This window comes from Neptunicoccus sediminis (assembly GCF_001719615.1).
GTDB classification, from domain to species: Bacteria; Pseudomonadota; Alphaproteobacteria; order Rhodobacterales; family Rhodobacteraceae; genus Amylibacter; species Amylibacter sediminis.
Map to the genome: position 1 here is coordinate 17,712 of NZ_MDVX01000004.1, position 12,529 is coordinate 30,240.

Below are 12,529 nucleotides of genomic sequence, written 5' to 3' on the forward strand. Positions count from 1 at the left end.
CTAAAGTGTTCTACAACCGTTCCGTTAATGTTCGGTAAATATTCTACAGAGGTTTGATCCGCAGCTGGGTGATCTTGTTCTGCTCCCGGTCGATGATTTCAAACCGGAAGCCGTGGAAGGCGAAAACCTGTCCAGCGTCAGGGATCATCTGGGCTTCGTGGATAACCAGTCCGGCCACGGTATTGGCCTCATCGTCGGGCAGGGACCAGTCCAGTGCGCGGTTCAGGTCGCGGATCGTCATGGCGCCGTCGATCAGGTAATGCCCCAGCGTGTCGATCTCCGGTGTCGGCTGGTCGTCCACATCGTGTTCATCCGAAATCTCGCCAATGATTTCCTCGATAATGTCTTCCAGCGTGATCAACCCTTGCAAGGCCCCGTATTCGTCCACAACCAGCGCAAAGTGGGTCTTGCGGCGCAGAAACTCGCGCAGTTGATCATCAAGCGTGGTTGTTTCAGGCACGAAATAGGGCGTCATGGCTACGTCCAGCACATTAAACCCGTCAAGGTTGGGTGCTGCATCCTGTTCGCCCCGCAGGATCCTGTTGACGGCACGCAGCAGGTCTTTGGCGTGAAGCACGCCGATAATGTTTTCGGGATCGTCCTTCCAGACCGGCAGACGGGTATGGGGTGAGGTCAGGCACTGGTTGATAATATCCTGCGGCGCATTGGAGGCATCGACCATCTCCATATCAGAGCGGTGCAACATGATCTCTTCAACCTCGCGGTCCTTCAGATCGAGCGCACCCAGCAGCCGGTCGCGATCATCGCGATCCACGGTGCCTTCCACATGGCCCAGAGAGATCGTACCGGCAATTTCTGCCTGCGCGGCAGAGGCTTCGCTTTCGGCTTCCGCGCTGACGCCCAGCGTCCGCAGGATACCCCGCACGATCAACTGCACCAGATTCACGATGGGTGCCAGCACTGCGACGACGATCGTGATGGGCAGGGACACAAGTGTCGCTGCTTTTTCGGATTGCAGGATCGCATAGGTTTTAGGCAGCACTTCGGCAAAAACCAGCACCAGAACCGTCATGATCAGGGTAGCTAGGGCGACGCCGCTTTCTCCGAACAGGCGCATAAACAAGCTGGTCGCCAGCGATGCTGCAAGGATGTTCACAAGGTTGTTGCCCAGCAAAACCGCCCCGATCAGACTTTCGGAGTTTTCCGTGAGGCGCAACGCACGGCTGGCCCCCGGCGAACCGCGATCCGCAAGAGAGTGCAGCTTCCCCCGTGAGGCTGCGGTCAGGGCGGTTTCACTGCCCGAAAAAAAGGCCGAAATCGCCAGCAGGCAGATGATCCCGCCAATTGTCAGCCACGCGCTGATGTCCATTGTAGCGGTTGCGGTTTGCGCCGTATCCATCCGGTTTTTTCCTTACAAAAGGCTGTGTTGTTGCAATCTTACCCTGCTTGCAAATAAACCGGAATAGGGCCGCGGATCAATCATCCGCGTCAGTTTAACCGCATCGCCTTTGCCAAAAGGGTTTCATGGGGCGCGGGAAGGCTTAGTCTTCGGCCAGCGGATGACGCTCCATCACCAGCTTTTTAAGGTTTTCATCCAGAACATGGGTATAAATTTCTGTGGTGGCCACATCCGCATGGCCCAGCAGCATCTGGATCACCCGCAAATCGGCCCCGCCCGCCAGCAGATGTGTAGCAAAGGCATGGCGCAGGGTGTGGGGGGTGACAGCATCCGGACTGACGCCACCGTTTACCGCAAATTCCTTGACCAGCGTATAAAACCGGATGCGCGTCAGGTGGCCGAGCTTCCCGCTGGAGGGAAACAGAAACCGCGAGGGCTGTTTGCCCTTCAATCGGGCGGCGTCTTCATCCCTGTCACGGCGTTTTAGCCATGCCGCCACCGCCATTTTTGCCGGCGGAGACAGCGGCACCAGCCGTTCCTTGTCGCCTTTGCCCCGCACCAGCAACATTTCGGGATTGCCTCTTACAGCGGCAACAGGCAGCGAGACAAGTTCGCTCACCCGCATTCCGGTCGCATAGAGAAGCTGGATCAGACAGCTGTTGCGCAAGCGGTCGGTTTCACTACGCCCTGTGGTCTGGGCAGCTTCCAGCAGGCGGTCCACTTCTGCTTCACTCAGGGTTTTGGGCAGGTGGCGTTTCTTTCGCGGCCCGCGGATTTGCGTCGCCGGATCATCGTCGCGCCAGCCTTCTTCGAAGGCAAAGCGGAACAACTGGCGCAGAGAGGACAACCGCCGCGCCCGCGTTGCCTGCGCCATGCCTCTCTGGTCCAGCGAGATCAGATACCCCTCCACATCGTCGCGGGTGGCACGGGCGAAATCGGTTTTGGCGGCGGCGAGAAAACCCGAAAATTCCCGCAGGTCGGCGGCATAGGCTTTGAGCGTGTTCTCAGAAGCATCATGTTCCGCGTACATGGCTTCGAGAAAGGTTTCGATCCAGTTCTGCATCAAATCTGTTGGGCTTTTTGCAGCAGGACCGCCAGCGCGATTTGGCGGGCGTCGTCCTCCATTCCGGCCAGCAACAGGGCGGACAGACAGGCCTCAACAGCAAGCGGATCGGCATAGCGGGAGGCAATCAGGTCCGTTGTCGAGCGCAGGATCGCCTCTCCGAAACGGCCCTGTCGCGCATCCGTGACCGCAGAAACATCAAGTGTGGTGCCATTGAACGCCGCCATAACCGCAGCTTCAATATCGTTTTTGGGGTTTTGCAACGGTTGCGCTTGCGCGATGGCCTGTAAAAAAGCCTCGGCGCTGTCTTGCGGTTCGTAATCAAAGGTCAGGTCGGCGTAATCGCTTTGCACCAGCCACAGACGATAGCGGATCGCGGCGGCCTCGGGCGTCAGCTCCATATCCCGCAGCGCATCGGCGGCTAAACCGGAAAGGGCAAATTCCAGCCCGACAGCACGCAGGCTGCGATAAGCATCGGGCAGGGCGGCAGAGACCGCCTCTGCATCGTCATTCTCGATCGCCTCGATCAGCTTTTGAACCGCAGAAATCCGCACCCAGATGCCACCGGATGCCGCCGGTTCCCCGTCCTGATAGAGCGTGATCAGACGATCGGGCGGGATCGCACCGGAGCGCACCAGCCGTTCGGTGGCCAGCACCTGATTGCGCCATCCGGTCTGGCTGTGCAGGTCGCCGTGCAAAAACGCCAGAGGCAGCGCACGTCCGCTACGGGGCAGGGCCAAAGCCTCGCGCATGGTGAAATCAAGGGCGTTCAGCGGCACGGGCGGCGGCGGTGCCTCACTTTCCTCAAACAGTTCGGGATCGAGAAAACGGGCGAGCAGTTCTTCGTCGTCTTCACTGATCTGACCAAGTACCTTGGCAGTGGTCAGGGTCAGGGCGGCGGCGGACCAGTCATTGGCGCGGGCCAGACAAAAGACGCGGGCCTTGTAATCGGGTGACAGGCTCGGGTTGCGCAGCATGGCGGCACAGGCGAATTGGGCGCGTCCGGCCAGCAATCCCACATCAAACGCCCGGCGAAACAGCGCGGGCGTATGCTGTCCGGCACGATCAAGCAATGCCTCGGCCTGTTCCAGCGCACCGGCGTTGATCAGATAATCCACCCGCGCCAGCAACAACGCGCCTTTTTTTGAAACGTTGCGCGGCGGGTCTACTTCGCTCAGGACAATGCGCTGCCAGAGCGCGTTGATCCGTGGCAAGGCCCCTTCATGAAAAGGGGCCACCAGACGGGCCAGCGTCGCCACATCACTATCGCCCCAGAATTCCTGTGGAATACCGGATTGCGCAGGGCTGAGGATGCCCACCGCATCGGTCTGGACCGTATCAAGCTGGCTTGTGCGGATGGCTTCGGTGGTGATCCCCCCGACCAGTCCTTGTGCCAGTGCACCCAGAGGGGCACAGCTTAGAAATACGACGCTACAGAATTTATGTGTCGCCAAGCGTAACAGGGACTGTCACCTCTGTTTTGGGGGCGGAAAGATCGCCCACGAAAGAATATCCCAAAACCGCCAGAAATGCGAGGATCAGTACTAAAATGAGAAAACGAAAGATCCTGCCCATGGATTTTGCCTCTATTGCCTTCTTTTCTTGTTTTACCCCCTGATGTTGCCATCAAGAAAGGCCCCTGTTCGGACCTCTGAGGGGTTGTATGAAGTTTAGACAATGTTATCACCCAAATTGGTATTTGATAATGGGGCATCGGCAGGAACTTGCGTATTTTCCTGCGACCCCCCGAACTTGGGGACGGGCAGCATTGGGCTATCACTTGAAAAAAACCGTTGTGCTGGTCGGCTTGATGGGTGCGGGCAAAACTGCGGTGGGCACATTGGTCGCACAAAAGCTGGGCGTGCCGTTCCTTGATTCGGATCACGAGATCGAACGGGCAGCCAATATGACTGTGGCCGAGATCTTCTCCCGCGATGGAGAGGAATTTTTCCGCGCCAAGGAAAGTCAGGTGCTGGAACGTCTGTTACTGGGCGCACCCTGTATCCTGTCCACGGGCGGCGGGGCTTATCTGGCAGAGGCCAACCGCACGATGATCGCAAGACATGGTGTGGCCCTGTGGTTGCGGGCCGATCTGGAACTGCTGTGGTCACGGGTGCGGCACAAGACGACGCGGCCCCTGTTGCGCACTGACAACCCCAAGGAAACGCTGGCCGGGCTGCATGAGGTGCGCACACCCATCTATCAGAATGCAGAGATCGTCGTGGACAGCGAAGAAGGATTGTCACTGGAAGATATGGCGCAGAGGGTCATTGCGACCCTGTTGGCCGATCCAGATAGTGGCGTCACAAAAGGAGCGCGATAATGCGGGAACAGGTAAGCGTTGATCTGGGCCATCGCGCCTATAATATCGAAATCGGCACCGGATTGCTGGCAGAGGCAGGCAATTACGTCAAACCCTTCCTGCGCCGCAACAAGGTTGCGATTATCACCGATGAAACTGTGGCGGCAAAGCATCTGCCTGCCTTGCTGTCGGGGCTGGAGGCTGCGGGAATAGAGGCCGTGACGCTATCGCTTCCGGCGGGTGAGGCCACCAAAAGCTGGGCGCAGTTGCAGCGCACTGTGGAATGGTTGCTGGCAGAAAAGATTGAACGGGACGACATCCTGATCGCCTTTGGCGGTGGTGTTATCGGTGATCTCGCCGGATTTGCAGCGGCCGTTGTGCGCCGTGGTATACGGTTTGTGCAGATGCCCACGACGCTTTTGGCGCAGGTGGACAGCTCTGTTGGCGGGAAAACGGGGATCAATTCGCCCCACGGCAAGAACCTTGTAGGCGCGTTCTACCAGCCGCAACTGGTGCTGGCGGATGTGTCATTGCTCGATACGCTGGAAAAGCGGGATTATCTGGCAGGCTACGGCGAAGTTGCGAAATACGGCTTGCTCGGGGATGCGGATTTCTGGGAGTGGCTGGAGGAAAACGCTGCGGCTGCAGCTGCGGGGGATGTAGCCAAACGCATCTATGCGGTGAAACGTTCTTGCGAGATGAAGGCGGAGATCGTGGCGCGGGACGAACAGGAACGGGGGGATCGCGCCTTGCTGAACCTCGGCCATACCTTTGGTCATGCGCTAGAGGCTGCGACAGGCTATTCGGACCGCCTGCTTCACGGTGAAGGCGTGTCCATCGGTTGTGCGCTGGCCTTTGAGGTGTCCCAACGGCTCGGTTTTTGTGCGCAGGAAGCACCAAGCCGTGTGCGCGCCCATTTCAAGGCGATGGGCATGAAATGCGACCTGTCGGAAATCGACGGACCGCTGCCCGATGCCGAAGGACTGATCGAACTGATGGGACAGGATAAAAAGGTTAGCGACGGGGTGATCGGCTTTATCATGGCCCGTGGTTTGGGAGAGGCTTTTGTCACCCGTGACGTAGACCTGACCGTGGTAAAATCTGTTTTGTCCGAAGCGCTGGCCGCCCGTTAAGAGGCTTCGGCCTTGCGGGTGCGGCGGCTTTCAATCACGCCGGAAGCCAGCGCAACACCGGCGGCGACGATCAGGATGCCGAGCCATTTGAAGGCCGAAATCGGCTCGTCCAGAAACACCCATCCGCCAATTGCCGCGATCACCGGCACCAATGCGGCTGCGGCGGCTGGAATGGCAGAGCCAAGGGTGCGGATGGCGTAGAGAAAGGTGAAATTGGCGACAAAACCGGCCATGAACCCCTGAAACACCTGAATCGCGAGGATCGGTGCCGGCACCGAGAACAATCCGGTTCCCAAAAACGCCACTGCCGTCAGAAAGGCCAGCGAGGACCACCCCAGAATAACCACTGCGCCGTCAATCGGGTCCAGCGCGGAGACGTTGAAGCGGACGGTATAGGCCGCCCAGCAACAAGATCCGGTTAGAAACAACAGATGCCCGCGCCAGCTGCCCGAGGCGGTGTTGAGGATCGCCTCGAATCCGCCAACGGCCAAAGCCCCGATCAGGATCAACGCGATGCCGGCATATTGAATGCCCGCATAGGCCCGCCCCAGAAAGATCAGGCTTAAAGCTGCGACAAAAACCGGCAGCATCGAAGGCGTAAACAAGCCGCCGTCTACAGTGGGCGCATACTGATAGCCCGATGCCAGCAGCAGCGTGAACAGGGTGCCACCCCCGCCGCCGATAATCAGGACATCCAGCCAGTTGGCCGTTTTCGGTTTGATCCCCCGTTTCAGGATGAACGGCAGCACCGCAATCGCCGCCGGAACCGAGCGCAGCACCCCCATATCAATCGGAGAAAGCTGCTGTGTCATGGCCGCCCGTGTGGAGACCAGATAACTGCCCCAGACAAAAACAGTCACCGCAAGGGCGCCCCAGGACAGTATGAAACGGCGCATCAGGCGGAACAGGATGCGCCGCCGAGGACGCAGAATTTGGCACAATGGGGATGGTTCAGCTTCACAGGTTTCTCGGCCTCTTCCAAAGTTCTGCCCAGATTGAACTGTGGATCATAGGGCAGGAGGGTACAAGCCAGAACCGACAGATGCTTGTCGCCTCTGTGTTTCACCACCATGCGCGAGGAGGCACACATCACGTCATGGGGGGATTTGTTCAGGATACCCCAGCAGGCCGTGGTGATCTCGGGAACTTCGGCGGTTTCGTCCATTTCGGGAAACAGCATGGTCTGGGCAGGGTGGTTCGGATCAATGTCAAACCCGTGCTTTTCATAAAGGGCGGCGTAACCGGCGCGGCTGTCTGCATCGCTGTCGCCCCAGATCGTGCGCCCTGCTACATGCATGGGAATGCCCGCATCCCGCAGCCACGCCATACCTTGCAAGGTCAGGGCAAAACTGCCCTTGCCCCGTTCCTTGTCGTGGTTTTCAGGATCGTAATGGTCCACCGAAATCCGCATGGTCAGCTTGCCCGGATGGGCTTTGTGAAGGGCCAGAATTCCGGCCTGCACCCGTTTGCGCATCATCGGGCGCATGGCGTTGGTCAGGATCAGAACCTCATAACCCCGTTCCAGACAGGCCGCCGTAATATCCACCATATCGGGGTTCATAAAGGGCTCGCCCCCTGTGAACGCGATCTCTTTTGTCGGCCAGCCCCGTTGCTCGATCTGGTCGAGATACTCCTCAACCTCGGCGCGGGTGATATAGACCAGACTGTCATTGGTGGGAGAGCTGAAGATATAACAGTTCTCACATTCGATATTGCACAGGGTTCCGGTATTGAACCAAAGGGTCGTCGCCCCGTCCAGTTCCACAAAGGCGCGGGTCTCGCCTTTGGCGGTGATGTCAGGATGTTCGAATTTCCCTGTCGGGTGCAGATCGGGACGTTCGAAATTCTGGTGGTTCATGGTAAATGCCTGTGGTTGCTTGCCTGATCGCTAACCGATTGTATGTTCATTATCAAAGGAAAGCTTGCAAACCCCACGTAGTTGTGACTGTATGCGACACAATTACGTTATCGCTAACATGAAGACATGCAGAGGTGCCCAGATGGTCGCAAAAACTATACCGGTCGATCCTTTTGATCTGATCATTATCGGCGCCACAGGGGATCTGGCGCGGCGCAAAATCCTGCCCGGGTTGTTTCGCCGGATGTGCGCAGGCCAGATGCCCGAAACCGCCAGAGTGATAGGCGCCTCCCGTGGAGAGTTGGATACCAAGGGCTTTCAAAGCTTTGTGGCAGAAGCCTTGGGCGAATTTGCAGGCGATACCGCCAAGGACAAGGATGCGGTCGCGCGGTTTCTGGAAATGCTTGAATATGTCTCGCTGGATGTGTTCGGGGATACGGGGTGGAAAGACCTGAAATCCAAACTGCGCCCTGATGTGATCCATGCGGTGTATTTCTCTGTCGGGCCCAGCCTGTTCGGAGAAATCGCGCGTAAGCTGTCTGGTTTTGGCATAACTGATGAACACAGCCGGATCGTGGTGGAAAAACCCTTCGGGCATGATCTGGAAACTGCCAAAGCGCTGAATGCCGAGCTGCGGGCCTGTTTTGCAGAACACCAGATTTACCGGATCGACCATTATCTTGGCAAGGAAACCGTGCAGAACCTGATGGCGGTGCGGTTTGGCAATGCGCTGTTTGAACCGCTGTGGAATGCGCAGCACGTGGATCATGTGCAGATTACCGTGGCCGAAACCGTCAGCGTCGAAGGGCGGGGCGGCTATTACGACAAATCCGGTGCCATGCGGGATATGGTGCAGAATCACCTGATGCAGCTTTTGTGTCTGTCTGCGATGGAACCCCCTGCGAAATACGGGGCGGATGCGGTGCGAGACGAAAAACTCAAGGTGATCCGCGCCCTTGAACCCGTTGCCCCCTCAGAGGTGGTCCGCGGCCAGTATGCAGCGGGGCGCGATATGGACAGCTATCTGGATCACGCCGAAAATCCTGACTCCAAAACCGAGAGCTTCATCGCAATGAAGGTGAAAGTGGCAAACTGGCGGTGGGCCAGTACGCCGTTTTATCTGCGCACCGGAAAACGGCTGCGCGGGCGGATGTCGGAAATCGCGATTGTGTTCAAAGATCCGCCCCATTCCATCTTTGAAGGGGATTTCAACCGCAAGGGCAACGTGCTGGTGATCCGCCTGCAACCGGACGAAGGCATCACACTGCGCGTCACCATCAAGGAACCGGGACCGGGGGGAATGCGCCTGACCGAAGTGCCCCTTGATATGACCTTTGCCGAGGCATTGGGGGATCAGGTTTCGGTCATGCCGGACGCCTATGAACGGCTGATTATGGATGTGATCCGCGGCGACCAGACCCTGTTTATGCGCGGTGACGAGGTCGAGGCCGCATGGGCTTGGGTCGATCCGATTATCGAAGCTTGGCAGGACGCGGGCAGCCGCCCCGTGCCGTATGATCCGGGTGGTTCGGGACCGGATGACAGCCTGATGCTGCTGCACAAGGACGGACGCCGCTGGCGGGAGATCAAACCATGAGCGAATTTATCGAATACGACAGTCGGGAGGCTCTGTTTCAGGGACTCGCAGATCGGGTGGAAGACCAGTTGCGCGCCGCGTTAAAGGCCAAGGGTACTGCGACACTTGCGGTTCCGGGCGGAACCACTCCGGCGCCTTTCTTTCACCGTCTGCGCAGCGCCGATCTGGATTGGTCCAAGGTCAGGGTGATGCTGACGGACGAACGGTTTGTGCCGGAAACTTCCGAGCGGTCCAATACACGGCTCCTGCGCGAGAATCTGTTGCAGGACAAGGCCGCTGCCGCAACGCTGGTGCCATTTTATCGGGCGGCTGAGGCACCGGAAGATGTGCTCGACAGTCTGCGCGCGGGGATCGAATCTGCCCTGCCTCTGGATGTTTGTGTTCTGGGTATGGGCGCGGATATGCACACCGCCAGCATCTTCCCCGAAGCGGACCTGCTGGCAGAGGCATTGGACCCGCAAGCGCCGGTTCTTTTGCCCATGCGTGCGCCAAATGCGCCCGAACCCCGCCTGACGCTGACAGCCCCTGTATTGCAAGCGGCCAGATCGGTTCATATCCTGATCGCGGGGGCCGATAAGAAAACCGCCTTTGCACGGGCGCAATCGGCCAATTCACCCCTTGAAGCGCCGGTCCGGATCGTTCAGGAACAAGCTATAACCCATTACGCGGACTAAGGAATTATTCTATGACCCTTTGGAAATCCCTGTCGCAAAACCAGAAAACCAACGCCGACCGCTCTATTCTGGGGCTGTTTGACGATCCCGACCGTTTCAAGGCTTTTTCGGCACAGTGCGGGGATTTGCTGCTGGATTATTCAAAAACCAATCTGGATGCAGAGGCCAAGTCCTTGCTGCTTGAACTGGCAAAATCCGCGGGCGTTGAAACAAAACGCGACGGAATGTTTGCAGGGCAGGCCATTAACCAGACCGAGGATCGCGCCGTGCTTCACACTGCTTTGCGCAATCTGTCGGGACGGCCTGTGACCGTGGATGGCAGCGATGTGATGCCAGAGGTGCTTGGCACGCTCAAAGACATGAAAACCTTCGCCCGCCGCTTGCGGGAGGGAGACATCACTTCGGCCAGTAACGCACCCTTTACCGATGTGGTGAATATCGGGATCGGCGGGTCTGATCTCGGGCCTGTTATGGCAAATATCGCCCTGTCGCCTTATCAGGACGGGCCGCGTGTGCATTTTGTGTCAAACGTGGACGGCGCGGATATTCACGACACGCTGAAAGGGCTTGATCCGGCGAGGACACTGCTGATCATCGCGTCCAAGACCTTCACCACCATTGAAACGATGACCAACGCTGAAACCGGAAAAAAATGGCTGCTACAGGCAGTGCCGGAAGATAAAATCGGGGACCATCTGGCGGCGCTGTCCACGGCGCGGGATAAAACTGCGCAGTTTGGCATTCCTGAGAACCATGTGTTCGGCTTTGCCGATTGGGTTGGCGGACGCTATTCGGTTTGGGGGCCAATCGGTCTGTCCTTGATGCTGGCCATCGGGCCCGACGATTTTACGGAATTTCTGCAAGGTGCCGAGGAGATGGACACCCATTTCCGCGAAACACCGCTGGAGGATAACCTTCCGGTACTGCTTGCGCTGGTGGGGATCTGGCACAACAACATCTGCGGCTATAACACCCGCGCGGTGCTGCCCTATGACCAGCGGCTTTTGCGGCTTCCGGCCTATCTTCAGCAACTGGATATGGAGAGCAACGGCAAAGGCGTGGATATGGAGGGCAATCCGCTGCCCCGTCACTCCGGCCCGATTGTCTGGGGCGAACCCGGCACAAACGGCCAACATGCTTTTTACCAGTTGATCCACCAAGGCACCCGCGTTGTTCCTTGCGAGTTTCTGGTCGCACGACGCGGCCATGAAAATGAACTGGCCCACCAGCACCGCCTGCTGCTGGCGAATTGCCTCGCCCAGTCCGAGGCGTTGATGATCGGGCGCAGTCTAGACGCGGCCCGCGAATTGATGCGCGAACAGGGGTTTGAGGGGGCGGAACTGGAAAAACAGGCCGCCCACCGCGTATTTCCGGGCAACCGTCCCAGCGTGACCATGATGTATAACATCCTTGACCCGAGAACGCTTGGCAAGATCATCGCGCTGTATGAACACCGCGTGTTTGTGGAAGGGGTGATCTGGGGCATCAACAGCTTTGATCAATGGGGGGTGGAACTGGGCAAGGTGCTTGCCACGCGAATGCTGCCCTTGATTGAAGGCGAGGCCACATCCGAAGATAAGGACGGCTCCACCCGCGGATTGCTTGCAACCCTATAATACGGCAAAGGCTCCGGCTGATACCAACCGGAGCCTCCGCTAGACTGCCCGTCATGCGTGCCTGATTATCGTCTTGGATTATTTCGGCACAAGCACCCCGTTAACCACGTGGATGACGCCGTTCGACTGCATCACATCGGCGGTTGTGACCTTATAGGCATTGCCACTTTCGTCATAGATGAACACCTGACCACCGGGGGTCAGTTTTGCCGACAAAGCATCGCCGGACACCGCGTTAAAGTGATAAAACCCGTCTTTGCTTTTCTTGGTGGCTGCGACAATGTCCGACGCCGTCCATTTGCCGGAAACAACATGTGCTGTCAGAACTTTGGTCAGCATCTCTTTGTTTTCCGGTTTCAACAGCATGTCCACAGTGCCATCGGGCAGGGCGGCAAAGGCGTCATTGGTCGGGGCAAAGACAGTAAACGGCCCTTCGCCTGCCAGCGTATCCACCAGACCGGCAGCTTTGACAGCGGCGACCAGTGTGGTGTGATCTGCTGAATTAACCGCATTCTCGACGATGTTCTTGTCCGCAAACATTTCAGCACCGCCCACCATCGGGTTTTTCATGCCATGGCTTTCCGCAAATGCGGCGCCCCCTGCCAAAAGACCTGCAACCACTGCACCTACCAGAATATTTTTCACGATTGTTCTCCCTAGATTGAAACGCCATCCATCGGCGTGTTGTGCAAGGGATACGGAGGCCGGCAAAATGCGGATCGTTTTCGGCGGTAACATGTTTGTGTGGTCGCGTGATCAAGCCGCGCAGCCGCGGTGCAATCACAGGAAATTTGCGTAAACCCAGCGGTTTAACAGAGACCAAATCGGGGGGACTGGAGCGGGTAACGAGAATCGAACTCGTAACTAAAGCTTGGGAAGCTGCCGTGATACCTTTTCACCATACCCGCTCTGTGAGGGTGATTTAG

At 57.9% G+C, this 12,529-nt stretch carries 11 protein-coding genes and 1 tRNA gene; 5 read left to right on the top strand and 7 right to left on the bottom strand.

Annotated features, from left to right (window positions below):
- Positions 1-43: 43 nt before the first annotated feature.
- The 3 genes from BFV97_RS08565 to BFV97_RS08575 all read right to left on the bottom strand — a co-directional run bounded on the left by BFV97_RS08565 (position 44) and on the right by BFV97_RS08575 (position 3,877).
- Positions 44-1,360, bottom strand: coding sequence for an HlyC/CorC family transporter (locus tag BFV97_RS08565; RefSeq protein ID WP_069299953.1), 1,317 nt, complete (start codon positions 1,358-1,360; stop codon positions 44-46).
- A gap of 142 nt (positions 1,361-1,502) precedes the next feature.
- Positions 1,503-2,423 carry a site-specific tyrosine recombinase XerD gene (locus tag BFV97_RS08570; protein WP_069299954.1) on the bottom strand — a complete coding sequence of 307 codons (921 nt, stop codon included), beginning with the start codon at positions 2,421-2,423 and terminating at the stop codon, positions 1,503-1,505.
- Positions 2,423-3,877 (bottom strand): hypothetical protein, encoded by a 1,455-nt coding sequence (locus tag BFV97_RS08575; protein WP_069299955.1) that lies wholly within the window; start codon positions 3,875-3,877, stop codon positions 2,423-2,425. The genes BFV97_RS08570 and BFV97_RS08575 overlap by 1 nt, the downstream gene beginning before the upstream one ends.
- A gap of 326 nt (positions 3,878-4,203) precedes the next feature.
- Between BFV97_RS08575 and BFV97_RS08580 the strand changes: the two genes are divergently transcribed.
- Complete coding sequence (locus BFV97_RS08580) at positions 4,204-4,746, top strand: shikimate kinase (protein ID WP_425412267.1); 543 nt, start codon at positions 4,204-4,206, stop codon at positions 4,744-4,746.
- Positions 4,746-5,858, top strand: coding sequence for a 3-dehydroquinate synthase (gene aroB / locus BFV97_RS08585; RefSeq protein ID WP_069299956.1), 1,113 nt, complete (start codon positions 4,746-4,748; stop codon positions 5,856-5,858). Before BFV97_RS08580 ends, aroB begins: the two co-directional genes overlap by 1 nt.
- Here aroB and BFV97_RS08590 read toward each other — a convergent pair.
- Both BFV97_RS08590 and BFV97_RS08595 read right to left on the bottom strand, forming a co-directional pair.
- On the bottom strand, positions 5,855-6,754 hold the full coding sequence (locus tag BFV97_RS08590) for a DMT family transporter (protein ID WP_069299957.1): 900 nt from the start codon (positions 6,752-6,754) through the stop codon (positions 5,855-5,857). The genes aroB and BFV97_RS08590 overlap by 4 nt on opposite strands.
- Positions 6,754-7,716 (bottom strand): radical SAM protein, encoded by a 963-nt coding sequence (locus tag BFV97_RS08595; protein WP_069299958.1) that lies wholly within the window; start codon positions 7,714-7,716, stop codon positions 6,754-6,756. Before BFV97_RS08595 ends, BFV97_RS08590 begins: the two co-directional genes overlap by 1 nt.
- A 142-nt stretch (positions 7,717-7,858) precedes the next feature.
- Between BFV97_RS08595 and zwf the strand changes: the two genes are divergently transcribed.
- Genes zwf through pgi form a run of 3 tightly spaced genes read left to right on the top strand, consistent with a single transcriptional unit; the run spans position 7,859 to position 11,603 of the window.
- Positions 7,859-9,313 carry a glucose-6-phosphate dehydrogenase gene (gene zwf, locus BFV97_RS08600; protein ID WP_069299959.1) on the top strand — a complete coding sequence of 485 codons (1,455 nt, stop codon included), beginning with the start codon at positions 7,859-7,861 and terminating at the stop codon, positions 9,311-9,313.
- Entirely contained in the window at positions 9,310-9,987 is a 678-nt protein-coding gene (pgl, locus tag BFV97_RS08605; RefSeq protein WP_069299960.1) for a 6-phosphogluconolactonase, read from the top strand. The genes zwf and pgl overlap by 4 nt, the downstream gene beginning before the upstream one ends.
- Before the next feature lie 11 nt (positions 9,988-9,998).
- Entirely contained in the window at positions 9,999-11,603 is a 1,605-nt protein-coding gene (gene pgi, locus BFV97_RS08610) for a glucose-6-phosphate isomerase (RefSeq protein WP_069299961.1), read from the top strand.
- 78 nt (positions 11,604-11,681) lie between these two features.
- Here pgi and BFV97_RS08615 read toward each other — a convergent pair whose 3' ends face one another.
- Positions 11,682-12,173, bottom strand: coding sequence for a fasciclin domain-containing protein (locus BFV97_RS08615; protein ID WP_108721661.1), 492 nt, complete (start codon positions 12,171-12,173; stop codon positions 11,682-11,684).
- Positions 12,174-12,437: 264 nt separating this feature from the next.
- Positions 12,438-12,511 (bottom strand) — tRNA-Gly (locus tag BFV97_RS08620).
- Positions 12,512-12,529: the final 18 nt, after the last annotated feature.